The following is a 24,707-nucleotide window of genomic DNA, read 5'->3' as shown; positions in this document are numbered from 1 at the left end:
GGTGGGAACAGCGTTGCCCCGCCGCACACCGAGGTTCACTGTGGCGATGGCGACCCACCCGCTCGATGCCCTGACCGGGGACACGAGCCGGCAGCACCAGCACTTCGCGACGTGGCAGGCACGCGCGGCCGGCGTCAGCAAGCACGCGATCCACCGGTTGAGACAACGAGGCCTGATCGAGCGCGTCCACCCCGACGTCTACCGACTCACGTCGGCGCGGGACACGTGGAAGGAGAAGTTGATGGCGGCGGTGCTCGCGGGGGGTCCCGGCGCGGTCGCGTCCCACGCATGGGCCTTGAAACTGCACGGGATCGGCCGTGTCCAGGTGCCGGAGGAGCCGGACGTGACCGTCGCTGCGGCGCATGGCCGGGTGATCGCGAAGGTCACGGTCCACCGCACGCGCGAGCTCGAGCGCTGCGACATCGTCACGGTCGACGGCATCCCCGCGACCAGCGGCACCCGCACCGCCGTGGACATGGCCGGCCAGCTTGGCGAGGCGGACACGATGTCCGTGGTGGACGACCTGATCTGCGGCCGCAAGGCAACCCGGCCGTGGATGCACCGACGCGCTTTGCACCTGCGGCAAGGACGGCCGGGGACCGACGTGATCCTGCGGATCACCGCGCCCGGCGCCGACAAGGACTTCTGGTCATGGCTGGAGCGTCGCTTCGACCGAGACGTCGTCGCCGCCTTCGGCCTGCCCGAGCCCGCGTACAACGTGGCCGTCTACGACGCGCGCGGGCGGATCGGCTTCGCCGACGCGTCCTGGGAGCCGGGATGGCCGGTGCTGACCGAGCTGGACGGGCTGCGGTTTCACTCGCTTTCGCACCAGCGGCGCAAGGATGCCCAGCAGCACAACCGCTACGCCACCTCGGGTCGGGTGCCCTTGCGGTTCACCTACCAGGATGTGGTCAAGACGCCACAGGTGGTCGCCCGCACGATCCGCGACGCGCTCGACCAGGCGCGCGCACGCAAGCCCGTGTAGGCAGGGTCGCGGATTGCGCGACCAGGACGACACAGCCCCGGCCGGTCGGACTCATCGGGGGCGATTGTCGTGGTGGCGGGGCGCGTGCTACGGTCACAGGAGCAACGCCGCTTTAAGCCCGGTCCCGCGAGGCCGGAAAGGGGCTCGATTTGCACGGACCTGCGACGCTTTCCCCGTTCCGCGGGGGAGGCGTTTTCTGATGGCCGGACACCGCGTGCTGGTGGCGCAGGACCTCACCCGGGCCGTCAAGCGCATGGCCCACGAGATCCTGGAGCGCAACCGCGGGGCGGACGGCCTGGTGCTGATGGGCATCCGCAGCCGCGGGGTGCCGCTGGCGCGGCGGTTGGCGGACAACCTCGCCGCCATCGAGGGGTCCCCGGTGCCGGCGGGCAGCCTGGACGTGACCCTCTACCGCGACGACTACGACCGCACCGGCCCACGCCCGCTGGGCCACACCGAGTTCCCGTGCGACATCGCGGGCCTGGTGGTCGTGCTCGTGGACGACGTGTTGTTCACGGGGCGGACGATCCGCGCGGCGATGGACGCGGTCATGGACTACGGCCGTCCGACGGCGATCCAGCTGGCCGTGCTGGTCGATCGCGGCCACCGGGAGCTGCCCATCCGGGCCGACTACGTGGGCAAGAACCTGCCCACCCGTCCCGAGCAGGCGGTGCGCGTCCACCTCACCGAGACCGACGGCGTTGACGAGGTCACGGTCATCGACCGCCAGGAGGTCGGTGCCCCGTGATCACCCACCTGCTGAGCATGGACGACCTCGGGCCCGAGGAGATCACCCGCATCCTGGACACCGCCGCCGGCTTCGCCGACGTGGCCCTGCGGCCGATCAAGAAGGTCCCGACGCTGCGGGGACGCACGGTGTGCAACCTGTTCTACGAGGACTCGACCCGCACCCGCATCAGCTTCGAGATCGCCGAGAAGCGCCTGTCGGCCGACGTCATCAACGTCGCCGCCAAAGGCTCCAGCGTCTCCAAGGGCGAGAGCCTGAAGGACACGGCCCTGACCCTGCAGGCCATGGGCGTGGACGCGATCGTGATCCGCCACTCGGCGTCGGGCGCCGCGCAGCAGCTGACCGGATGGGTCGACGCGAAGGTGCTGAACGCCGGCGACGGCTGGCACCAGCACCCCACCCAGGCGCTGCTGGACCTCTACACCATCCGCGCCCGGCTGGGACGGCTGGAGGGGTTGCGCGCCACCGTGGTCGGCGACGTCGTCCACTCCCGTGTGGCGCGCAGCGTCGTCGGGGGCATGGTCACGATGGGCATGGACGTCACCGTCGTCGGGCCCCCCACGCTGGTGCCCCCGCGCACCGAGCAGTGGGGTGCGACGGTCAGCCACGACCTCGGCGAGGTGCTCCCGAAGACCGACGTGCTGTACCTGCTGCGGGTGCAGTCCGAGCGCATGCACCGCCAGTTCTTCCCGACGGTCCGGGAGTACGCGCGCCTGTGGGGGGTGGACCGTGACCGCCTTGCCCGACTGCCCGACGGCGCCATCGTGCTCCACCCCGGCCCCATGAACCGTGGCGTGGAGATCACCGCGGACGTCGCCGACGCCCCCAACGCCGCCATCACCGAGCAGGTCACCAACGGCATCGCCGTCCGGATGAGCTGCCTGTACCTGATGCTGGGCGGCGAGGCCGCTCCGATCCAGGGCGGATCCTCCACAACCCCCGAGACGACAGAGGACCGACCGTGAGCGAGCGCAGCACCCTGACCTTCACCGGGGCACGGGTCGTCGACCCGGCCAGCGGGCACGACGCCGTCGCCGACGTCATCGTCTCCGGTGACCGCGTCGTCAGCGTGGGAAAGGGCAGCGACGGCCTGCGCATCGATGCCAGCGGCCTCGTGCTCGCGCCCGGCTTCGTCGACCTGCACGTGCACCTGCGCGAGCCGGGGCGTGAGGATGCCGAGACCGTGGCCAGCGGCACCGCCGCCGCCGCCGCCGGCGGGTACACCGCTGTCTGCCCGATGGCCAACACCGACCCCGTCACCGACCACGCCGGCGTGGTCGAGCAGGTCCTGCGCCTTGCCCGCGAAGCCGGCCACGCGGACGTCTACCCGGTCGGCGCGGTGACCCGGGGGCTGCTCGGCGAGGAGCTCGCCGAGATGGGCGCCATGGCCGCCCGCGGGGTGCGCTGCTTCTCCGACGACGGTCAGCCGGTGCGGTCCGCCCGGGTGATGCGCCGCGCCCTGACCTATGCCCGCACCTGGGACGCGATCATCTGCAACCACGCGGAGGAATCCGACCTCACCGAGGACGCCCAGATGAACGAGGGGGACCTGTCGAGCGTCCTCGGGCTCGGCGGTTGGCCCCGCGAGGCCGAGGAGGTCATGGTCGCCCGGGACCTGATCCTGGCCCACGGCCTCGGCGCCCGGCTGCACGTGCCGCACGTGTCGACCGCCGGCACCGTCGAGCTCATCCGCCAGGCCAGGGCGCGCGGCGCCCGCGTGACCGCGGAGGCGGCACCGCACCACTTCACGCTCACCGACGACCTGGTGCGCGGCTACGACGCCGTCTACAAGGTCAACCCGCCCCTGCGCACGAAGGGCGACGTCGAGGCGATCCGCGAGGGGCTGGCCGACGGCACGATCGACGCGATCGCGACCGACCACGCGCCGCATCCCCCCGAGCAGAAGGAGCAGGAGTGGGCGCAGGCCCCGCCCGGCATGCTCGGCCTGGAGACCGCCCTGGCACTGGTCCTGACCGAGCTCTGCGACGGCGGGGTGCTGAGCCTGCCCCAGGCCGTGGCCGCGTTGTCCACCAAGCCGGCCCGCAGCCGGGGCATCGCCGGGCACGGGGGGCCGATCACCGCGGGCGCGCCCGCCAACCTCGTCCTCTTCGACCCGCAGCAGCGCTGGACCGTGGACCCCGCCCGGCTGCACAGCCGCAGCCGCAACACCCCCTACGCTGGCATGCAGGTGCGGGGCCGGGTGGTCCACACGCTCCTGCGCGGGCGCTTCACCTGCAAGGACGGGGTCGTCACCGGGCTGCCCGACGCGGAGGGCACGGCGTGAGCGCCACCCAGGCACTCCTGGTGCTCGAGGACGGCACCGCCTTCCGGGGGGTGGGGTTCGGTGCGCTGGGCACCGCCCACGGCGAGGTGGTCTTCAACACCGCGATGGCGGGCTACCAGGAGGTGCTGACGGACCCGAGCTACCACCGCCAGCTCGTGGCGATGACGTCGCCCCACCAGGGCAACTACGGCATGAACCCCGACGACGCCGAGGCCGACCGGGTCCAGGTCTCCGGCTTCATCGTGCGCGACGCCGCTCGCATGCACTCCAACTGGCGGGCGACCGCCGGCCTGGACGACGCGCTGGCGGCGGCCGGCGTCGTCGGCATCACCGAGGTCGACACGCGCCGCCTGACCCGCCACATCCGCGCGCAGGGCGCGATGCGTGCGGCGATCTCCACCGCCGTGCTCGACGTCGACGCGCTGCTGGCCGACGTGGAGACCGCGCCGGGCATGGTCGGCGCGGACCTGGCCAGCGAGGTGTCCACGGTCGAGCCCTACGACCTGCCCGCGGTCGACGCGCGGTTTCGCGTGGTGGCCTACGACTTCGGCCTCAAGCGCAACCAGCTGCGCCTGCTCACCGCCCTCGGGTGCGCCGTGCGCGTCGTGCCGGCCGCCACGCCTGCCGAGGAGGTGCTGGCCGGCGAGCCCGACGGGGTGTTCCTCTCCAACGGGCCGGGGGACCCGGCCGCGGTCACCGCGGGCATCGCCGCCATCAGCGCGCTGCTCGGCGCGGGCACACCGGTCTTCGGCATCTGCCTCGGCAACCAGCTGCTCGGCCGGGCCGTCGGGGCGTCGACCTACAAGCTGCGCTTCGGCCACCGGGGGGTGAACCAACCCGTGCGCAACGTGGCGACCGGGGCGGTGGAGATCACCAGCCACAACCACGGCTTCGCGGTGGACGCCGACTCGATCCCCGCCGACGGGGCGTTCGGGCGGGTGACCCAGTCGCACGTCAACCTGAACGACGGCGTCAACGAGGGGCTGCGCTGCCACGACGTGCCGGCGTTCAGCGTCCAGTACCACCCGGAGTCCGCACCCGGGCCGCACGATGCGCGCTACCTGTTCGATGACTTCTGCGCACTCATGACCGACGTGAAGGGCAGGCGCTGATGGGCAAGCGGACCGACCTGCAGACCATCCTGGTCCTCGGCTCCGGACCGATCGTCATCGGGCAGGCCAGCGAGTTCGACTACTCGGGCGCGCAGGCGTGCAAGGTCCTGCGCCGCGAGGGCTACCGCGTCGTGCTGGTCAACTCCAACCCGGCGACCATCATGACCGACCCCGGGTTCGCCGACGCGACCTACGTCGAGCCGCTGACGCCCGAGATCGTCGCCAAGGTCATCGAGCGGGAACGCCCCGACGCGCTCCTGGCGACCCTCGGTGGCCAGACCGGCTTGAACGTCGCGGTGGCGCTGGCCGAGGCGGGGGTCCTGGAGCAGTACGGCGTCGAGCTCATCGGCGCGGGGCTGGACGCCATCCAGCTGGCCGAGGACCGCCGCGCGTTCAACGCCGCGATGCACGAGATCGGCCTGGACATCGCCGCGGCCGGTGAGGCCAACAGCTTGGAGCAGGCCCAGGCCCTCGCCGAGCGCTTCGGGTTCCCCGTGCTCGTGCGGGCCTCCTTCACCCTGGGCGGGGCCGGCAGCGGGATGGCCCACGACGCCGACACCTTCGTGCGCCTGGTCGCCGAGGGGCTGGAGGCCAGCCCGATCGGCCAGGTGCAGATCGACGAGTCCCTGCTCGGCTGGAAGGAGTACGAGCTGGAGGTCATGCGCGACCGCGCGGACAACCAGGTCGTGGTCTGCTCGATCGAGAACCTCGATGCCATGGGGGTGCACACCGGGGACTCCATCACGGTCGCGCCGGCGCAGACCCTCAGCGACGTGGAGTACCAGGCGATGCGTGACGCGGCGTTCGCCGTCATGCGCCGGGTGGGCGTGGAGACCGGCGGCAGCAACGTGCAGTTCGCGGTGCACCCGGGGACCGGGCGGATGACCGTGGTGGAGATGAACCCGCGGGTCAGCCGGTCCTCGGCCCTGGCCAGCAAGGCGACCGGCTTCCCGATCGCGAAGATCGCCGCGCTGCTGGCCGTGGGGATGACCCTCGACGAGATCCCCAACGACATCACCGCGGAGACCCAGGCCGCGTTCGAGCCCTCGATCGACTACGTGGTCACCAAGATCCCGCGCTTCAACTTCGAGAAGTTCCCCGGCGCCGATCCCGAGCTCACCACCCGGATGAAGAGCGTGGGCGAGGTGATGGCGATGGGCCGCACGTTCCGCGAGTCCATCGGCAAGGCGTTGCGCGCCCTGGAGGACGGTGGCATCGGCCTGACCGGTGCGCACGAGCCCACCGAGCGCGGGCTGGCCACCCCCACCGCGGAGCGCATCCACCTGGTCGACGCCGCGCTGGAGCGGGGCTGGGACCCGGCGAGGGTCGCCCGGCTGACCGGCTACGACCCGTGGTTCGTCGACCAGCTGGCCCAGATCGTCGAGGCGCGCACGGCGGTCGGTGCCGTCGGGCTCGAGCCAGCGGCCCTGCGCGCCGCCAAGCGCGCCGGGCTGAGCGACGCGGGCATCGCGCGGGCGTGCGACACCACCGAGGCGCACGTGCGGGCCCGGCGCCACGAGCTGGGGCTGCGCCCGGTGTACAAGACCGTCGACACGTGCGCGGCGGAGTTCGAGGCGCTCACGCCCTACCACTACTCCACCTACGAGGAGGAGACCGAGGTCGCGGACAGCGACCGGCCCCGGGTGCTGATCCTCGGCGGGGGGCCCAACCGCATCGGGCAGGGCATCGAGTTCGACTACTGCTGCGTGCACGCGGTCTTCGCGCTGCGCGACGCCGGCTACGAGACGGTCATGGTCAACTGCAACCCGGAGACGGTCTCCACCGACTACGACACCGCCGACCGGCTGTACTTCGAGCCGCTCACGCTGGAGGACGTCCTGGCCGTGCACGACGCGGAGCTGGCCGCCGTGGGCGGCGACCGTGACAAGATCGGCGTGCTGGTGCAGCTCGGCGGGCAGACGCCGCTGAAGCTCGCCCGTGACCTCGAGGCCAACGGTGTGCGCATCCTCGGCACGCCCCCCGAGGCCATCGACCGTGCCGAGGACCGCGGGCAGTTCAACCGGCTGCTCGACGAGCTGGCCATCCCCCAGCCCGACGGCGGCGTGGCGACCACCCTGCACGAGGCGCAGAGCGTCGCCGCCCGCATCGGCTACCCCGTGCTCGTGCGCCCCTCCTACGTCCTCGGCGGGCGGGCGATGGCGATCGTCTACAGCGACGAGCACCTGGCCTCGTGGCTGGAGGCCAACGCCGGCGAGGGCGAGATCCTCGTCGACAAGTTCCTCGAGGGTGCCGTCGAGGTCGACGTCGACGCCGTCTACGACGGCACGGAGCTGTTCGTCGGCGGGGTCATGGAGCACATCGAGGAGGCCGGTGTGCACTCGGGCGACTCCGCCTGCGTCCTGCCGCCCTACACCCTCGGTCGGGGTCAGCTCGGACAGCTGCGCGCCTACACCGCGGCGATCGCGGAGGCTCTCGGCACCCGCGGGCTGATCAACATCCAGTACGCCATCCGCGAGGAGGTCATCTCGGTCATCGAGGCCAACCCCCGCGCCAGCCGGACGGTGCCGTTCGTGTCGAAGGCCACCGGGGTGGCGCTGGCCAAGGTCGCCGCCCGGGTGATGGTGGGGGCGACCCTGGCGGGCCTGCGCGACGAGGGTCTCCTGCCAGACCACGACATGGTGACCGGGGCGAGCCTGCCGTACGTGGCGGTCAAGGAGGCGGTCCTGCCGTTCAACCGCTTCCCCGGTGTGGACACCCGCCTCGGACCGGAGATGCGCTCCACCGGCGAGGTGATGGGCATCGACGCCGATTTCGGGGTGGCGTTCGCCAAGAGCCAGGCCGGGACCGGCACGATGGTCCTGCCGGCCAAGGGCACGGTCTTCGCCTCCATCGCCAGCCGGGACAAGCGCGCCATGATCTTCCCGATCAAACGGCTGGCCGAGCTCGGGTTCACCGTGCTGGCCACGGAGGGCACCGCGGAGACGCTCCAGCGCGCGGGCGTGCGGGCGGAGGTGGTGCGCAAGTACAGCGAGGGCGCCCCGAACATCGTCGATCGGATCGAGGCCGGCGGGGTCGACCTGGTGCTGAACACCCCGGCGGGGTCGGGACCCCGCGCCGACGGCTACGAGATACGGACCGCCGCGGTCAACCATGGCGTGCCGTGCGTCACGACCCTGTCGGGCATCCTCGCGGCCGTCCAGGGCGTGGAGGCGCTGCTCGCCGGCACCGTCGGTGTGCGCAGCCTGCAGGACTACCACCGGGAGGCGGCCGCAGGAAGAGCCACCAGCCGAAGGCGGCTAGAGTGACCCGGTGGCAGGGCGAGCCGAGCTGTGGGGAGGGGATCTGAGCTGAGCAGCATCGTCAGCCGCGGATCGACGACCTCGATCCAGGGGCGCGCCGAGGGGCCGGTGCGCGGCATGTGCGAGGTGCTCGCCTATCGTCGCATCGGGGCCTACCACTCGCTCACGTTCGTCGCGCCCGAGATCGCCGAGCGCACCATGCCCGGCCAGTTCGTCTCGGTGGGGGTCGGGGCCGACGGCGCGCTGCTGCGCCGGCCGTTCTCGGTCTTCGCCGTGAGCAAGCACGGGCCCTGGGCGGGCACGGTGGAGATCGTCTTCGACGCCATCGGGTCGGGCACCCGCTGGCTCGCCGAGCGCATCAAGCACGATGTCGTCGACATCGTCGGACCACTCGGGCGGCCGTTCCCCCTGCCCCAGAAACCCGTCGGGTGCCTGCTCGTGGGCGGCGGCTACGGCGCGGCCCCGCTGCTCTACCTCGCCCAGCACCTGCAGAAGCAGGGCCTGCGCACCGACATGGTGATCGGCGCGGGCACCGCTGACCGCATCTTCAACGCCATCGAGGCCAAGCGACTGTCCGCCAGCGCGCGCTTCACCACCGAGGACGGGACGCACGGCACGCAGGGTGTGGTGACCGACGTGCTCGACGAGGTCCTCGACAGCTCCAAGGCCGGTGTCATCTACGCCTGCGGCCCGATGCCGATGCTCGCCGCGGTCGCTGTCGTCGCCCGGCGGCGACGCGTCCCCTGCCAGGTCGCGGTCGAGGAGGCGATGGCCTGCGGTGTGGGGGTGTGCTGGACGTGCGTGCTGCCCTACCGCCGGAGCAAGGGCGGTCTGGAGAACCTGCGGGCCTGTGTCGACGGGCCGGTCTTCAACGCCGCCCGCATCGAGTGGGACCTCATCGGCGAGTCGCTTGGGGCCCCATCCGACCCGGAGTTCACCTTGTGAGGGCGGGATGCGCGTGGTGACCGCAGCCGGTGCGGCGGAAGCCCTGCGTCCGGACCAGGTCGACCTCACGGCCGAGCTCGGGCCGCTGACGCTCGCCAACCCGGTGGTGACGGCCAGCGGCTGCTTCGGCAGCGGCCAGGAGGTGCACCGGTTCTACGACGTGGCGATGCTCGGCGCCGTCGTGGTCAAGTCGCTCACGCTGGAGCCCCGTCTCGGGTTGCCCACACCGCGCATGGCGGAGACCGCCAGCGGCATGCTGAACGCCATCGGTCTGCAGAACCCCGGCGTGGACCGGTGGCTGGCCGAGGACCTGCCGTGGCTGCGGGCGCACCGCGTGCCGACGATCGTGTCCATCGCCGGCAAGACGACCACCGAGTACCGCCACCTGGCCGAACGCCTCCGGGGCGCCGACGGCGTCGTCGCGTTGGAGGCGAACATCTCCTGCCCCAACGTCGAGGACCGCAACACCGTCTTCGCCTGCAAGGAGGACGCCACCCGCGACGCCATCAGCCAGGTCGTGCGAGCCTCGACCGTGCCCGTGTTCGCCAAGCTGACGCCTGACGTGACCGACATCGCCGCGATCGCCGCCGCGGCCAAAGCGGCGGGCGCGGCCGGGGTGAGCGTGATCAACACCCTGCTCGGCCTGGCGATCGACGCGGACACGGGGCGGCCCCGCCTGGGTGCGGTGACCGGCGGGCTGAGCGGGCCGGCGATCAAACCGGTCGCCCTGCGCGCGGTGCATCAGATCCACCGGGCCCTGCCCGACCTGCCCATCATCGGCATGGGCGGGGCCACGACGGTCACCGATGTCGTCGAGTTCCTCCTCGCGGGTGCCGGCGCGGTCGCCATCGGCACCGCGAACTTCGCCAACCCCCTGGCCGCGGGGGAGCTGGTGGCCGCGCTCCCGCGCTGGATGGCCGCGCGCGGGTACGCCCGCCTCGCCGACCTCCGCGGCGCGCTGCAGCTGCCCGGGGACCAGACGACCACCGACGAGGGGCCGGCGTGAACCCGCTCGTCGCGGCGCTCGACACGCCGGACCTCGACCGGCTAGGGGCGCTGGCGGGGGACCTCGGACCGAGCGTCGGCTACCTCAAGGTCGGGCTGGAGGCCTACACGGCGCACGGTCCCGCGGCGGTCGCCGCCGCCGCTGCGCACGCCCGCGTGTTCCTCGACGTGAAGCTGCACGACATCCCGACGACGGTCGCGGGTGCCGCGCGGGTCGCCGCGGACCTGGACGTGGACCTGCTGACGGTGCACGCGTCGGGGGGCACCGCGATGATCGCCGCGGCGGCGGAGGCCGCCCCGGACGTGGGCATCCTCGCCGTGACGGTCCTGACCAGCCTGGACGACGCGGCCCTTGCCGAGGTCGGCCAGGGCCCGGCCGAGGAGCAGGTCGTCCGCCTGGCCGCCCTCGCGTTCGCTGCCGGCGCGGCCGGGGTGGTCTGCGCGGTCTCGGAGGCCCGGGCGGTGCGCGCCGCCGTCGGTCCCGCCGCGCTGGTCGTCACGCCGGGGATCAGGCTGGCTGGCGCCGGGCACGACGACCAGGCCCGCGTGGCCACGCCCAGGGCGGCCATCGACCAGGGCGCGAGCCACCTGGTGGTCGGGCGGGCCCTCACGCAGGCCGGGGACCCGGCCGCCGTCGCCCGCGCGATCCTCGAGGACCTGGCATGACCGGCCGAGGACCCATGCGGATAGGATGCTGCCCGTCGACCCGGCTCGGTCCTGGACGCAGGCCCCACACGGTCCGGGCCGTCGGTCCGTCCCGCAGTTACCGGAGGTCGCATGCCGCTCCCGCAGTTGGATGACGAGGCCCGTCGCCGAGCTTTGGAGAAGGCCGCCGAGGCGCGCAAGGTCCGCGCGGAGCTGAAGCAGCAGCTGAAGTCGGGTGAGATCGACTTCCTGGAGATCCTCCGACGCGCCGACCGCAACGAGACCGTCGGCAAGACGAAGGTGTCGGCGGTCCTGGAGGCGATGCCCCGCCTGGGCAAGGTCCGGGCCCGCAAGCTGATGGAGCGGTTGGACATCTCCCCATCGCGCCGGCTGCGGGGCCTGGGCATCAACCAGCGCGAGAAGCTGCTCGCCGAGTTCGGACTGGATGCAGGGGACGACTCCTGAGCCCGGGGCGCCTGTGTGTCATCAGCGGACCCAGCGGCGTCGGCAAGGGCACGGTGGTTGCCGCGCTGCGCGAGCGGTGTCCCGACCTGGCGCTGTCCGTGTCGACCACGACCCGGCCCCGACGACCGCACGAGCTCGACGGCGTCCACTACCGCTTCCTCACCGCCGAGGAGTTCGAGGAGCTGGTCGCCGACGACGGCCTGATCGAATGGGCGGAGTTCTCGGGACGCCGTTACGGCACCCCCGCCGAGCCCGTGCGCCGGGCGCTCGCCCGCGGGCAGACCGTGCTCCTGGAGATCGACGTGCAGGGAGCCCGCCAGATCCGGGCACGCGTGCCGGAGGCAACACTGGTGTTCCTGGCACCGCCGGACATGGCGACGCTGCGGCAACGTCTAGCGGCCCGCGGCACCGAGGGTCCCGACGCCATCGCCCGGCGCCTGCAGGCCGCGAGCGCGGAGGTCGACGAGGCGTCCTGGTTCGACCACGTGGTCGTCAACGACGACGTCGACCGGGCAGCCGACGCCATCGCCCGTATACTCGACAGTGCGACCGAGACGGGCAGCGACGAGCACCAGCCGGGAGGAACGCCGCAATCGCCACCATCGACGACTTGATGAAGACCGTGGACAGCAAGTACACGCTGGTCCATCTGGCCGCGCGCCGTGCGCGCGAGGTCAACAACTACTACCACTCCCTCGGCGAGGGCCTGAGCCAGTACACCCCCCCGCTCGTCGACAAGGTCGACTCCAACAAGCCGCTGTCGATCGCCCTGGAGGAGATCGCCACCGGCAAGATCGTGGTGCAGATGGTGGGCACCGCGCGGCAGAACGCGGAGAAGGCGGCCAAGGAGAGCGGCAGCGACGCCAGCGACGCACAGGTGCTGTCGCTGGACAGCGACGGCGAGGACGACGACTCCTAGCGGAGCCGACTCCGCCCCCGGACGTCACGAAGGACGCGTCATGGAACCAGGGCGGGCGCTGGACGGGCGCCACGTGCTCCTGGGCGTCTCCGGCGGCGTGGCGGCCTACAAGGCGGCTGCACTGGCCCGCGGGCTGGTGCGGGCAGGCGCCACCGTGCAGACGGTGCTGACCGCCGGCGCCGCCGGGTTCGTCGGCCCGGCCACCTTCGCCGGTCTCACCGGGCGCCCCGCCCACAGCGAGGTGTTCGCCGACGCGCACCGCATCCTGCACGTCAGCCTGGCGCGCGAGGCCGACGTCGCGGTGTTCGCGCCCGCGACCGCCAACCTGCTCGCCAAGTTCGCCGCGGGCATCGCCGACGACCTCGTCACCTCCGTGTTCGCCTGCCTGGTGTGCCCCGTCGTGGTCGCCCCCGCGATGCACACCGAGATGTGGCTGCACCCGGCGACCCAGGCCAACGTCGACACCCTCACCCGCCGCGGCACGCGGGTGTGCGGGCCCGCCGACGGCGCGCTCGCCGGCGGCGACCACGGCCCCGGGCGCCTGGCCGAGGTGGACGACCTGCTCGCCGCGGTGGTCGACGCCGTCACCCCTCCCGCCGGACCGTTGGCGGGCCGCACGGTCCTGGTCACCGCCGGGGGCACCCGGGAGCCGATCGACCCGGTGCGGTTCATCGGCAACCGCTCCAGCGGCAAGATGGGCTACCGGTTGGCCGAGGAGGCCGCCCGTCGCGGGGCGAGGGTGGAGCTGGTCTCCGCGCCCACCGACCTGGCCGTCCCCCCGGGGGTCACCCTCCACCGCGTCGAGACCGCCGAGGAGATGCGCGCGGCGGTCTGGCGGCTGGTCGACAAGGCCGACGTGGTCCTGAAGGCGGCGGCCGTCGCCGACTTCCGGCCGGCGACACGCGCGGACCAGAAGGTCAAGAAGGAGGGGGATGGCCTGGCGGTGGTGCACCTGGAGCCCACCCCCGACATCCTCGCGGAGCTGGGACGCGAGACGACGGGCAAGGTCCTCGTCGGGTTCGCGGCGGAGACCGACCTGGAGGAGGAGCACGGTCGGGACAAGCTGCGCCGCAAGGGCCTTGACCTCATCGTCGTCAACCGGGTGGACGCCGCGGACGCCGGCTTCAACGTCGACACCAACCGTGCCGTGCTGCTGTCCGCGGACGGTGGCCGCACCGACGTGCCGCTGACCACCAAGGCGCAGCTGGCCGCGCTGATCTGCGACCACGTGGAAGGTCTGCTTGCGAAGGGGACCGTGCCACCCTCTACACTCGATGCAACCCGTCCTGCCCACGAGTAGTGAAGGATTGTGTCTCATATGAGTCGTCGCTGGTTGTTCACGTCCGAGTCGGTCACCGAAGGCCACCCCGACAAGGTGGCCGACCAGATCTCTGATGCGGTCCTTGATGCGGTGCTCGCAGGGGATCCGAACCCTGACGCGGCCCGTGTCGCCTGCGAGACGCTGGTGTCCACCGGCCTGGTCGTCGTCGCCGGCGAGATCACCACCGACACCTACGTGGACATCGCCAAGGTCGCCCGCGACACCGTGAAGGGCATCGGCTACGACCGCGCCGGCGCGGGCTTCGACGGCGACGCGTGCGGCGTCATGGTGGCCATCGACGAGCAGTCCCCCGACATCGCCGGTGGCGTCGACGTCTCCTACGAGTCCCGCAACGCGTCATCATTGGACGACGAGCTCGACTCCCTCGGCGCCGGCGACCAGGGCATGATGTTCGGCTACGCGTGCACCGAGACGGACGTGCTCATGCCGGTGCCGATCCACCTCGCGCACCGCCTCGCCGAGCGGCTCGCCGCTGTGCGACGGAGCGGCGTGGTGCCCTACCTGCGCCCGGACGGCAAGACGCAGGTGACCGTGGAGTACGAGGGGCTGAAGCCCGTCCGCATCGAGCGGGTCCTGATCTCGACCCAGCACCAGCCCGACATCGACATCAAGACGCTGCTCACCCCCGACCTGATCGAGCACGTCGTCGGGCCCATCATCCCCGAGGGCCTGCCGTGGGAGCCCGAACAGGTCCTCATCAACCCCTCCGGCAAGTTCGAGCTCGGTGGGCCCCGGGCCGACGCCGGTGTCACCGGCCGCAAGATCATCGTCGACACCTACGGCGGGATGGCCCGCCACGGCGGTGGCGCGTTCAGCGGCAAGGACTCGACCAAGGTGGACCGCTCGGCAGCCTACGCGTCGCGCTGGGTCGCCAAGACCATCGTTGCTGCCGGGCTGGCCGAGCGCGCCGAGCTGCAGCTGGCCTACGCCATCGGCGTCGCCAAGCCGGTGTCGATGAGCCTGGAGACGTTCGGCACCGAGACGCACGACGTGGACAAGATCCTGACCGGGGTGCAGGAGGTCTTCGACCTGCGACCGGCAGCGATCATCCGCGACCTGGGGCTGCGCAAGCCGATCTTCCAGGAGACGGCCACCTACGGGCACTTCGGCCGCGAGCAGTTCTCTTGGGAGAACACCGACCGCGCCGACGACCTGCGCACCGCCGCCGGCGCCTGATTCGCGGCGCTCGTGTTCCCGGTGGCGTGGCGGCGCCCCTGACTCCGGACCACCGCGCGGCGGCGCCCCTGACTCCGGACCGCTGACCCGCCCGCCCTCCAAGGTCCTCCGTCAGGGGCGCCGCCACCCTCCTGCCGCAACGGTGCGCCGGTCCTTGGCATGGTGGGAGGTGGGATGTACGCGCAGGTGATCGTGGAGGTCGCGCCGGCGCACCTGGATCGGCCGTTCGACTACCGGGTGCCGGAGGGGCGCGTGGTCGGGGTGGGGCGCCGGGTGCGGGTGACCTTCTCGGGTCGTCGGCGGACCGGCTGGGTCGTCGGCGTGAGCGAGCGGACCGAGGCCGACCGGGTCCGTGACCTCGACGCCGTCGTCGGCGAGGTCACCTGGTTCGACGCGGACGACCTGGTCCTGTACCGCTGGGTCGCCGACCGCTACGCCGGCACCCTCGCCGACGTGCTGCGCCACGCGATGCCCGCAAGGGTCGCCGGCATGGAAGCCGAGGCGGCGGGCTGGCGCCGCCCGCCGCCGGGGCGTGCCGGGACTCCCGTCCCACCGGCGCCGGCGTGGGGGGTGTACGGCGCCGATGCGCTGCTGGGGGCGGCGGCGGCCTCCGACGCGACGCCGCGCCCGCCCGCGTTCGCGTTGCGGGTGCTACCCGGCGACGACCGTGCGGCGATGACCGTCGACCTGGTGGCGCGCTGCCTGGCGGCGGGACGCTCGGCGGTCGTGCTGGCTCCCGACCCCGCCAGCCCGCTGCCGGACGCGGTGCTCGCGGCCGTCGGCGTCCTCGGGGTCGACTGGCGCGACAGCGGTGACGGCGACCGCTATCGGGCCTTCCTGCGCGGCAGGGCGGGACAGGCGCGGGTGGCCGTCGGTGGCCGCTCGGCTGTATTCGCCCCGGTGCGTGACCTGGGCCTCGTGGTCATGGACGACGAGGCCAACCCCGCGTACAAGGAGCGGCGCAGCCCGCGCCACCACGCGCGGGAGGTGGCGTTGACCCGGGCCCGGCTGGCCGGTGCCACCTGCGTGCTGCTCACCGACCTGGCCAGCGCCCCGCTCGCCCGTCTGCTCGAGGCCGGCCACGTCACCATGGTGACCGCGGACCGCGGGACCGAACGGGACCGGGCGCCCCGCGTCGACGTGGTCGACCTGACCGATCCCAGGCCCGGGGCCCGCCGTGCGCGCTTCTCCGACCGGGCTGCCCGCGCGATCGCTGACAGCGTCCGGGACGGGGGAGCGGCGGTCGTGCTCGCCGCCCGCGGCGGGCAGGGCGGGGCGCTCGCCTGCAAGGGCTGCCGGCGACGCCTGGCGTGCCCCACGTGCGACGGTGCGCTGCGGACCCCGCCCACAGGGGCAGCCGAGACGGTGGCGGCGTGGCTCTGCGCGACCTGCGGGTGGGCGGGCCCCACCTTCGCCTGTCCGGACTGCGGCGACACGCAGAGCGTCCCCCTCGCCGCCGGCGCGGGCCGGCTGGCCCAGGAGCTCGCCCGCAGCCATCCCACCGCCGAGGTGGTGCGCATGGAGGGCTTCGACGCGCCCGGCCCCCGCACCCGGCCGGCCATCGGGGTCATGACCCGCGGCAGCGTCGTGACCCGTCCGGCGTGGCTCGGGGACCACGCCGCCGACGTCGTGGTCCTGCCCGACGCCGACGCCATGGCGGGACGGGCGACCCTCGACGCCGGCGAGGACGCGCTCCGCCTGTGGTTGACGGCGGGACGATGGGCGCGGCGCATCGTGGTGCAGACCCGTGAACCGACCTCCCCGGCGGTCCAGGCGCTCGTGCGGTGGGACCCGGACGGCTTCTGGCAGACCGAGACGGAGCGCCGCCGGGAGCTGCGATACCCGCCGCACACCTCGCTCGTCCGCCTGTCGGCGACCCCGGCGGACGCCGCGGTCGTGGCCGACGAGCTGCGGGCTGCGCTCGGTGCCGCCGACGAGGTCCTCGGGCCCGATCTCGACGGTGCGGTCCTGGTGAAGTCGCCTAGGCTGCGTGTCACGCTTGACATCGTGAAACCGCTTCGGCACGCGTGGGCGAAGATCGGCCGGCGCGTGCGCATCGACGTCGACCCGCTGCTCTGACCGCGCCCCCCTTGACCCTGACGACAAGGACTCTTGGACCATGGCCGTGCTGCCGATCCGCATATTCGGAGATCCGGTGCTGCGAGAGCGCGCCGCGGAGGTGACGCGCTTCGACGAGGCGCTGGCCCGGCTGGGCCAGGACATGCTGACCACGTTGCGCGCTGCGGCGGGTGCGGCCATCGCGGGCAACCAGGTCGGCGTCCTGAAGCGGATCATCGCCTTCGACCTGCGGGCCGAGGACGACCCCGACCATGGGGTCTACGTGAACCCGGAGGTGCTGGAGACCTCCGAGGAGGTCGAGGAGAGCGAGGAGGGCTGCTTGTCGTTTCCCGGCCTCTTCTACCCCACGGAGCGCCCGTTCCGGGCGCGGGTGAAGGCCTACGACGTGCACGGCGGGGAGCTCGAGCGCACCGGCGAGGGCATGGTCGCCCGCATGCTCTTGCACGAGATCGACCACCTGAACGGGATCCTGTTCATCGACCACCTGGCGCGCCACGACCGCAAGGACGCGATGCGCCGCATCCGCGCGGGCGAGCTCGACGAGCCCGGTGCGGCGGCGCGTGCGGCCGCCCCCGACGAACCGGTGATCTGATCGGCTCGCGGATGAGACTCGCGTTCTTCGGGACCCCGGCTGCAGCGGTGCCTGCCCTGCACGCGTTCATGGCGGCGCCCGACGTCACCGTCGCCGCCGTGGTGACGAACCCGGACCGCCCGGCGGGCCGCGGCTACACGATGACCCCGCCGCCGGTGAAGGAGGCCGCGCAGGAGGCCGGCCTGCCGGTCTGGCAGCCGGGCAAGCCGCGTGAGATCCTCGACGAGCTGGCCGGCCTGGGGGTGGATGCGTGTGCCGTGGTGGCCTACGGGTCGCTGCTGCCCGCGGATGTGCTCGCGGTCGGGGGTGCCGGCTTCGTGAACCTGCACTTCTCACTGCTGCCCGCGTGGCGCGGCGCCGCCCCGGTCGCCCACAGCATCCTGCACGGCGAGACCGAGACGGGCGTGACCTGCTTCGTGCTCGAGGCCGGCATGGACACCGGCCCCGTCCTGCTGGCTGAGCGCACGTGGATCGGCGAGGGTGAGACGGCTGGTGAGCTCACCGCACGGCTGGCCACGGTCGGTGCGCCCCTGCTGGTCGCGGCCGTCAGCGGCCTGGTCGACGGATCGCTCACCGCGGTGCCGCAGGACCACGAGCGCGCCACCTACGCGCCCAAGCTCTCCGCGGACGACGCGCGGCTCGACTGGGGCGCCGACGCCGCCGACGTGGCCGCTGCCGTGCGGGCGTTCAACCCCATGCCGGGGGCGCACACGACGTTTGCGGGGGCGCGCCTCAAGGTGCACCGCGGCGTTGCTGTGGCGGGCTCGGGCGAGCCGGGCGTGGTCCGCGTCGCCGAGGACGGACCGGTGGTGGCGTGCGGAGGGGGCGCGTTGCGACTCGACGAGGTGCAGCCGGCCGGCAGACCCCGGATGAGCGGCACGGCGTTCGTGAACGGCTACCGACCCGACGGCCATCGCCTTGGGTGAGCCCGCCCCAGCTCCCGGCCTGGTGCCGCCGGCGCCGGCCAGCCCCCGGGTGGGGCTGGCGTCTCGGCGGGCGGCGTGGCGGGCGATCCGGACCGTGCACGAGCGCAGGGCCTGGTCGCCGCCGGCGGTGGGGGCGGCGCTGCGCGCCACGACGCTCGGTGACCAGGACCGGGCGTTCGCCGCCAACCTCGCCTACTCCACGCTGCGGTGGGAGGGCACCCTGGACTGGGCGCTCGCACAGGTCGTGCAGCGCCCCCTCGCCGACATCGAGCCTGCGGTCCTCGACGTCCTGCGCATCGGCGCGTGGCAGCTGCTGTACGGCAACGTGCCCGACCGTGCGGCGGTGGACACCGCCGTCGAGGTGGCCCGCACCGAGGTCGGTGACCGCGTGACCGGCTTCGTCAACGGCGTGCTCCGCGGCCTGGGACGCACGGCGTCGACGCTGCCCTGGCCGTCGGGCGACGCGGGCGTGGGGCTGCGGCTGGCCTACCCGGCCTGGATGGTCGCCGAGGCGCGCAGGCGGTTCGGCGCCCGCGCGGAGGACGTGCTGGCGGCCGGCAACGTCTCCCCGGGTCTGACCCTGCGGGCGACAGGGGACCGCGACCTGCTGGTCGCCGAGCTGCAGGCGGCCGGGCTCGACGCCCACCCCGGCCGGCGCGCGCCCGAGGCCGTGCGGGTCGCCGGCGGGGACCCCAACACGCTGCCGTCGGTGGCGGCCGGTCGCGCCACGCCCCAGGACGAGGCGTCGATGCTGGTGGCGCGGGTCGTCGTCGACGCCGGTGGCGCCCGCGACGCGCCGCCGGCGCCCGGCTGGTGCGTCCTGGACCTCTGCGCCGCTCCCGGCGGCAAGAGCACCCACCTGGCCCAGCTGGGCGCTGCGGTCGTCGCCGCCGACCTGCGGCCCACCCGAGCGGGCCTGGTCGCCGCGGCCGCCACCCGGCTGGGACTGGCCGACCGCATCGCCGTGGTGGTCGCCGACGCGACCGCGCCGCCCTGGCGACGGGAGTGCTTCGACGCGGTGCTGGTCGACGCGCCGTGCACCGGGCTCGGTGTCGTGCGTCGTCGCCCCGAGCTGCGGTGGCGCCGCGACGCCGACGACCCAGCGCGACTGGGCCGGCTGCAGCTGCAGCTGCTGGAGTCGGCATCGACCCTGGTGCGTCCGGGGGGCCGCCTGGTGTACAGCGTGTGCACCTGGCCGGTGGCCGAGACCAGCGCGGTGGCAAACGCATTCCTGGCCGCCCACGGCGACCGGTTCGTTCCCGTCGACGTGGCGGCGACCCTCGGTGCGGACCCGGTCGCCGGCGACCCCGGCGTGCAGCTCGCCCCTGACGTCGACGAGGTCGACGGCATGTACGTCGCCGCCTTCGAGCGCACCTGACCCCACCCGGGCGTGTAACCCGGCGGTTTCCCCGGGCGTGTGGCCCGTCGACCCCGCCCACCGTTCCCATCCTCCGGGGCGCGGCGGGCATGCCGCCAAGTGGGTCGGTGCTGGTAGCCTGAGCGGTTGTACACACCTTCGGGGCAGGCCGAGTCACGGAAGGCCAGGAGGACACGCGAGGGGTAGGGGCCGATGGCCGGCGATGACGAGCGCTGGATGCGCCGGGCCCTGGCCCTGGCGGAGCACGGTCGTGGCACCACCTCGCCCAACCCCATGGTCGGGTGCGTGATCGTGCGCAACCGCGAGGTCGTCGGGGAGGGTTTCCACGTCCGCGCGGGGGAACCACACGCCGAGGTGGTGGCACTGGCGGCGGCCGAGGATCGGGCGGCCGGCGCCACGGTCTACGTGACCCTGGAGCCGTGCGACCACACGGGACGGACTGGCCCGTGCTCGACGGCCCTGCTCGACGCCGGGGTGACCCGGGTGGTGGCGGCGATCGAGGACCCCAACCCGCTGGCCGCCGGCGGCGCCGAGCGGTTGCGCTCCCGCGGCGTGGACGTGGACATCGGGGTCTGCGCGGCGGACGCGGCGCAGCAGAACGAGATCTTCCTCCACAGCCTGACGCGAACCCGCCCGTTCGTCGTGCTCAAGTGCGCCACCAGCCTGGACGGCCGCGTCGCGGCAGCCGACGGCACGTCGCGATGGCTGACCGGCGAGGCGACCCGCGAGCGCGCCCACGCGCTGCGCGCCGAGGCGGACGCCATCCTGGTCGGCTCCGGGACGGTCCTGGCAGACGACCCACGGCTGACGGTGCGGCTGCCCGACCACGAGGGCCCCCAGCCGTTGCGGGTGGTGCTCGACCGCCGCGGGCGTGTGCCGGCCGACGCGCGGATGCTCGACGACGAGGCACCGGCACTGGTGCTGTCCACCGACATCCTGCAGACCTGCAAGGAGCTGTGGAACCGCGACGTGCGCAGCCTGCTCGTCGAGGGTGGCCCGCAGATCGCCTCGGCGTTCCTCGCCGCGGGGGTGGTCGACCGGCTGGTCGTGCACGTCGCGCCGCTGCTGCTCGGCCCCGCCGCCGCGCCGCTCACCGACGGTGGCCCGCCGACCCTGGCGGCAGCGACGCGCTGGCGGCTGGCCGCCACCGAGCAGGTCGGCGACGACGTCATGCTGACGTACTACCCGCCGCGCGACGACGGCCCAGAGGGCTGAGCGCTGTTCACCGGCATCGTCGAGGAGCTCGGCACCGTCCGGGCCGTGCAGGGGAGACGGCTCGTCGTGGCGTGCGCGACGGTGCTGGACGGCACCCGTGCCGGGGACTCCATCAACGTCAACGGGGCCTGCCTGACCGCCACCGAGGTCGTCGGCGACGGGTTCGCCGCCGACGTGATGGGCGAGACCCTCGCACGGACCGCGCTCGGGGACCTGCAGCCGGGCGCGGTGGTCAACCTGGAACGGGCGCTGGCGGTCGGGGGGCGCCTGGGCGGCCACCTCGTGCAGGGCCACGTCGACGCGGTGGGCGAGGTCCTGGCGGTCGAGCCGCGGGACGAGGGCGGATGGACGGTGATGCGCGTGGGCGTGCCGGCCGCGGTGGCGCCCTACCTGGTGGAGAAGGGCTCCATCACGGTGGACGGCACGTCGTTGACGGTGATGGACGTCGAAGAGCAGGCCTTCTCGGTCGGATTGATCCCCCACACCCTGGCGGTCACGGTCCTCGGGCACCGGCGGGTGGGCGACCGGGTGAACCTGGAGGCCGACGTCATCGCCAAGTACGTCGAGCGGCTGCTCGGTGGTGGCGGAGGAAGTCCGTACACTGAGCCACATCCCCAGTAGCAGGAGGAGCGCAGCTGTGTTCGCCCCCATCGAGGACGCCGTCGCCGCGGTCGGTCGCGGCGAGATGGTGGTCGTCGTCGACGACGCCGACCGCGAGAACGAGGGTGACCTGATCATGGCGGCCGACGCCGTGACGTCCGCCGACATCGCGTTCTTCGTCCGCCACACCTCGGGGGTCATCTGCCTGTCGCTGACGGGTGAGCGGCTGGACCAGCTCGAGATCCCGCTGATGGTCGCGACGAACACCGACGCGAAGGGCACGGCCTTCACCGTGTCGGTCGACGCCCGCCACGGCACGTCGACCGGCATCTCGGCGGCGGACCGGGCCGCGACGATCCGGGCGCTGGTCGACCCCGACACGCGGCCGGGCGACCTGGCGCGCCCGGGCCACATCTTCCCCCTGCGCTACCAGGCGGGCGGGGTGCTGCGCCGGGCCGGGCACACCGAGGCTGCCGTGGACCTCTCGCGGCTCGCCGGCCACGAACCCGCCGGCGTCCTCTGCGAGGTCGTCAACGACGACGGGACGATGGCGCGCCTGCCGGACCTGATGCACTTCGCCAAGGAGCACGAGCTGTTGCTGGTGAGCATCGCCGACCTGATCGCCCACCGCCGGCGCCACGAGCAGCTCGTGCACCGCGTGGTGGAAGCACCGATCCCCACGCCGTTCGGCCCGTTCAACGCCGTGGGGTACGAGTCGGAGATGGACGGCTTCCAGCATGTCGCCCTGGTGCGCGGCGAGCCCGCCGGCAAGGACGACGTGCTGGTCCGGATGCACTCGGAGTGCCTGACCGGCGACGTGTTCGCGAGCCTGCGGTGCGACTGCGGCACGCAGCTGCGCGATGCGATGCGCAAGATCGCCGACGAGGGTGAAGGGGTGATCGTGTACATCCGCGGCCACGAGGGACGCGGGATCGGGATCATGCACAAGCTCCAGGCCTACAAGCTGCAGGACGGCGGCGCGGACACGGTCGAGGCCAACATCGAGCTGGGGTTCCCGGCCGACTCCCGCGACTACGGCACCGGCGCCCAGATCCTGGTGGACCTCGGCCTGTCCACCCTCCGGCTGCTGTCCAACAACCCGGCCAAGCGGGCCGGCCTGGAGGGCTACGGCCTCCAGATCGTCGAGCGCGTCCCCCTGGAGACCACGCCGACCGACCAGAACCGCCCGTACCTGCTGGCCAAGCGCGACAAGATGGGCCACGAGCTCTTCACGTTGGACATCGACCCCGACGATGCGGGGCAACCCCCAGGGAAGGCCGACCAGGCATGAAGGTCCACGAAGGCGCGTTGGACGGTACCGGTCTGCGGTTCGGCCTCGTCGCGGCACGCTTCAACGAGGTGGTGGTCCGCCAGCTCGTCGCCGGTGCGACGGACTGCCTGGGGCGCCACGGCGTCGGCGAGGACGCGATCGAGCTGGCGTGGGTGCCCGGGGCCTACGAGCTGCCCGTCGCCGCGCGGCGGCTGGCCGACACCGGCCGGTTCGACGCGCTGGTGGCGCTCGGCTGCGTGGTGCGCGGCGAGACACCCCACTTCGACTACGTCGCGGCGGAGGCGGCGCACGTGGGTCGGGTCGCCGAGCAGACGGGCGTCCCGGTCACGTTCGGGGTGCTCACCACCGAGGACTTCCAGCAGGCGGTCGACCGGGCCGGCGGCAAGCTCGGCAACAAGGGCTGGGACGCCGCCCAGGCGGCGATCGAGACCGCCCGACTCCTCGCCGACCTGAAGTAGGACGCGTGGATCCCCTGGTCGTCGGCCTGTGCTTCCTCTTCGGGCTGGCGTTCGGGTCGTTCGCGAACGTGGTCATCCACCGTGTGCCCCGCGACGAGTCGCTGGTCAAACCGCCCAGCGAATGCCCGCAGTGCGAGACGCCCCTGCAATGGCGGGACAACATCCCCGTGCTCTCCTGGCTGCTGCTCGGTCGCACGTGCCGGCACTGCGGCGAGCCGATCAGCGTGCGCTACCCGTTGGTCGAGCTCGCGACCGGTGTGCTGTTCGCCGGGGTGGGGGCGCGGTTCGGGCTCGACTGGGCCCTGCCCGGGTTCCTGCTCTTCGCCTGGACGCTGTTCGTCCTCGGCATGATCGACGCGCGCACCCGGCGGATTCCGAACCGCCTGACCTACCCGCTCACGCCGGTGCTGGTCATCCTGATCGCGGGCGCGGCGTTCCTGAACGGCGAGACCGGGTGGGCGGTCCGGTCCATGGCGGCCGGGGTGGTGGCCTTCCTCCTGCTCCTGACGATGGCGGTCATCAACCCCCGCGGGATGGGCATGGGCGATGTCAAGCTGGCCGCGTTCATCGGCGTGGGGCTCGGCTACCTCGGCTGGGGCCACCTGGTGCTCGGGCTGTTCGGCAGCTTCCTGCTCGGTGGGGTGGTGGCGATCGCCCTGCTCGCGCTGCGGGCACGCGGGCGCAAGGACGTCATCCCGTTCGGCCCGTACCTGGCGGCGGGGGCGATCATCACCGTGTTCGTGGGCGAGCCGCTGGTCTCGGGCTATATGGACCTGCTCGCGATCTAGGATGGGCGACCCCCGCGGAAAGGACGGCGACGTGTCGGATCCCAGCCCCAGCCAGGGCGACCAGCCCACGCAGGAAGAGATGGAGGCCTACCTCGCGCAGCTGCGCGAGGCCGAGCCCGCCGAGCTCGTGGCCCAGGCCTACACGATGCTCGGCACGGGCGCGGAGGTGAAGCTCGGTCGGCCGGACGCGCGGGTGCTGATCGATGCGATGGGGGCCCTGACCGAGGCCGTGGCCGGCGGTGTGGCCGAGGACCTGACCACGCGCATGCGCAACGGGGTCGTGCAGCTGCAGACCGCGCAGGTGCAGGCCGAGCGCGAGGCCGGCGGCGAGGCCCCGGCGCCGGCCGCACGCCAGTCGCCGCCGTCGGACGCCCCGGGCGGCGCCCCCCCGACGGCGTCCGAGCCATCCCGGCAGCCCCCCGGGCAGTCGCAGGGCCAGAAGCCGGCGGATCGCCTCTGGATCCCGGGCCGGGAGCCGCGCTAGCAGCCTGCTA

Annotated in this window: 24 protein-coding genes; all 24 read left to right on the top strand. The window is 73.2% G+C overall.

Going from position 1 to position 24,707, the window contains the following annotated elements; all coding sequences use genetic code 11:
- The first annotated feature begins 46 nt into the window (after positions 1-46).
- The 24 genes from WD250_00215 to WD250_00100 all read left to right on the top strand — a co-directional run bounded on the left by WD250_00215 (position 47) and on the right by WD250_00100 (position 24,697).
- On the top strand, positions 47-985 hold the full coding sequence (locus tag WD250_00215) for a type IV toxin-antitoxin system AbiEi family antitoxin domain-containing protein (protein ID MEX2618620.1): 939 nt from the start codon (positions 47-49) through the stop codon (positions 983-985).
- A gap of 199 nt (positions 986-1,184) precedes the next feature.
- Positions 1,185-1,733 carry a bifunctional pyr operon transcriptional regulator/uracil phosphoribosyltransferase PyrR gene (gene pyrR / locus WD250_00210; protein MEX2618619.1) on the top strand — a complete coding sequence of 183 codons (549 nt, stop codon included), beginning with the start codon at positions 1,185-1,187 and terminating at the stop codon, positions 1,731-1,733.
- On the top strand, positions 1,730-2,698 hold the full coding sequence (locus tag WD250_00205) for an aspartate carbamoyltransferase catalytic subunit (protein ID MEX2618618.1): 969 nt from the start codon (positions 1,730-1,732) through the stop codon (positions 2,696-2,698). The genes pyrR and WD250_00205 overlap by 4 nt, the downstream gene beginning before the upstream one ends.
- Positions 2,695-4,017 (top strand): dihydroorotase, encoded by a 1,323-nt coding sequence (locus WD250_00200; protein MEX2618617.1) that lies wholly within the window; start codon positions 2,695-2,697, stop codon positions 4,015-4,017. The genes WD250_00205 and WD250_00200 overlap by 4 nt, the downstream gene beginning before the upstream one ends.
- Positions 4,014-5,129 (top strand): glutamine-hydrolyzing carbamoyl-phosphate synthase small subunit, encoded by a 1,116-nt coding sequence (gene carA, locus WD250_00195; GenBank protein MEX2618616.1) that lies wholly within the window; start codon positions 4,014-4,016, stop codon positions 5,127-5,129. Before WD250_00200 ends, carA begins: the two co-directional genes overlap by 4 nt.
- A complete protein-coding gene (gene carB / locus WD250_00190) occupies positions 5,129-8,395 on the top strand; it encodes a carbamoyl-phosphate synthase large subunit (GenBank protein MEX2618615.1) in 3,267 nt (1,088 codons plus the stop codon). Before carA ends, carB begins: the two co-directional genes overlap by 1 nt.
- 24 nt (positions 8,396-8,419) lie before the next feature.
- Positions 8,420-9,334: a dihydroorotate dehydrogenase electron transfer subunit gene (locus WD250_00185; protein MEX2618614.1), complete on the top strand. Its 915-nt coding sequence runs from the start codon at positions 8,420-8,422 to the stop codon at positions 9,332-9,334.
- Between the two features lie 7 nt (positions 9,335-9,341).
- Entirely contained in the window at positions 9,342-10,340 is a 999-nt protein-coding gene (locus WD250_00180) for a dihydroorotate dehydrogenase (GenBank protein MEX2618613.1), read from the top strand.
- Entirely contained in the window at positions 10,337-11,005 is a 669-nt protein-coding gene (gene pyrF, locus WD250_00175) for an orotidine-5'-phosphate decarboxylase (GenBank protein ID MEX2618612.1), read from the top strand. The genes WD250_00180 and pyrF overlap by 4 nt, the downstream gene beginning before the upstream one ends.
- A 111-nt stretch (positions 11,006-11,116) precedes the next feature.
- Complete coding sequence (gene mihF / locus WD250_00170) at positions 11,117-11,449, top strand: integration host factor, actinobacterial type (protein ID MEX2618611.1); 333 nt, start codon at positions 11,117-11,119, stop codon at positions 11,447-11,449.
- Entirely contained in the window at positions 11,365-12,063 is a 699-nt protein-coding gene (gene gmk / locus WD250_00165) for a guanylate kinase (GenBank protein ID MEX2618610.1), read from the top strand. The genes mihF and gmk overlap by 85 nt, the downstream gene beginning before the upstream one ends.
- Positions 12,063-12,368, top strand: a complete 306-nt coding sequence (rpoZ, locus tag WD250_00160) for a DNA-directed RNA polymerase subunit omega (GenBank protein ID MEX2618609.1) — start codon at positions 12,063-12,065, stop codon at positions 12,366-12,368. Before gmk ends, rpoZ begins: the two co-directional genes overlap by 1 nt.
- 40 nt (positions 12,369-12,408) lie before the next feature.
- The gene (gene coaBC / locus WD250_00155; GenBank protein MEX2618608.1) at positions 12,409-13,668 is read left to right on the top strand and encodes a bifunctional phosphopantothenoylcysteine decarboxylase/phosphopantothenate--cysteine ligase CoaBC; all 1,260 of its coding nucleotides are present in this window, start codon (positions 12,409-12,411) and stop codon (positions 13,666-13,668) included.
- Between the two features lie 18 nt (positions 13,669-13,686).
- On the top strand, positions 13,687-14,886 hold the full coding sequence (metK, locus tag WD250_00150) for a methionine adenosyltransferase (GenBank protein MEX2618607.1): 1,200 nt from the start codon (positions 13,687-13,689) through the stop codon (positions 14,884-14,886).
- 174 nt (positions 14,887-15,060) lie between these two features.
- A complete protein-coding gene (locus WD250_00145) occupies positions 15,061-16,965 on the top strand; it encodes a hypothetical protein (GenBank protein MEX2618606.1) in 1,905 nt (634 codons plus the stop codon).
- A 40-nt stretch (positions 16,966-17,005) separates the two neighbouring features.
- Complete coding sequence (gene def / locus WD250_00140) at positions 17,006-17,557, top strand: peptide deformylase (protein ID MEX2618605.1); 552 nt, start codon at positions 17,006-17,008, stop codon at positions 17,555-17,557.
- 11 nt (positions 17,558-17,568) lie between these two features.
- The gene (gene fmt / locus WD250_00135; protein ID MEX2618604.1) at positions 17,569-18,483 is read left to right on the top strand and encodes a methionyl-tRNA formyltransferase; all 915 of its coding nucleotides are present in this window, start codon (positions 17,569-17,571) and stop codon (positions 18,481-18,483) included.
- Positions 18,476-19,861, top strand: a complete 1,386-nt coding sequence (locus WD250_00130; GenBank protein ID MEX2618603.1) for a transcription antitermination factor NusB — start codon at positions 18,476-18,478, stop codon at positions 19,859-19,861. The genes fmt and WD250_00130 overlap by 8 nt, the downstream gene beginning before the upstream one ends.
- 192 nt (positions 19,862-20,053) lie before the next feature.
- Positions 20,054-21,076 (top strand): bifunctional diaminohydroxyphosphoribosylaminopyrimidine deaminase/5-amino-6-(5-phosphoribosylamino)uracil reductase RibD, encoded by a 1,023-nt coding sequence (ribD, locus tag WD250_00125; GenBank protein MEX2618602.1) that lies wholly within the window; start codon positions 20,054-20,056, stop codon positions 21,074-21,076.
- 3 nt (positions 21,077-21,079) lie between these two features.
- A complete protein-coding gene (locus WD250_00120) occupies positions 21,080-21,697 on the top strand; it encodes a riboflavin synthase (protein MEX2618601.1) in 618 nt (205 codons plus the stop codon).
- A 16-nt stretch (positions 21,698-21,713) separates the two neighbouring features.
- Positions 21,714-22,967: a bifunctional 3,4-dihydroxy-2-butanone-4-phosphate synthase/GTP cyclohydrolase II gene (locus WD250_00115; protein MEX2618600.1), complete on the top strand. Its 1,254-nt coding sequence runs from the start codon at positions 21,714-21,716 to the stop codon at positions 22,965-22,967.
- Positions 22,964-23,425 (top strand): 6,7-dimethyl-8-ribityllumazine synthase, encoded by a 462-nt coding sequence (gene ribH, locus WD250_00110; GenBank protein MEX2618599.1) that lies wholly within the window; start codon positions 22,964-22,966, stop codon positions 23,423-23,425. Before WD250_00115 ends, ribH begins: the two co-directional genes overlap by 4 nt.
- A gap of 5 nt (positions 23,426-23,430) precedes the next feature.
- Positions 23,431-24,213 (top strand): prepilin peptidase, encoded by a 783-nt coding sequence (locus WD250_00105; GenBank protein MEX2618598.1) that lies wholly within the window; start codon positions 23,431-23,433, stop codon positions 24,211-24,213.
- A 31-nt stretch (positions 24,214-24,244) separates the two neighbouring features.
- Positions 24,245-24,697 carry a hypothetical protein gene (locus WD250_00100; GenBank protein ID MEX2618597.1) on the top strand — a complete coding sequence of 151 codons (453 nt, stop codon included), beginning with the start codon at positions 24,245-24,247 and terminating at the stop codon, positions 24,695-24,697.
- Positions 24,698-24,707 lie beyond the last annotated feature (10 nt).

This window comes from Egibacteraceae bacterium (assembly GCA_040905805.1).
In the GTDB taxonomy this organism is placed as follows: domain Bacteria; phylum Actinomycetota; class Nitriliruptoria; order Euzebyales; family Egibacteraceae; genus DATLGH01.
This window is presented reverse-complemented; position numbering and strand designations above follow the sequence as displayed.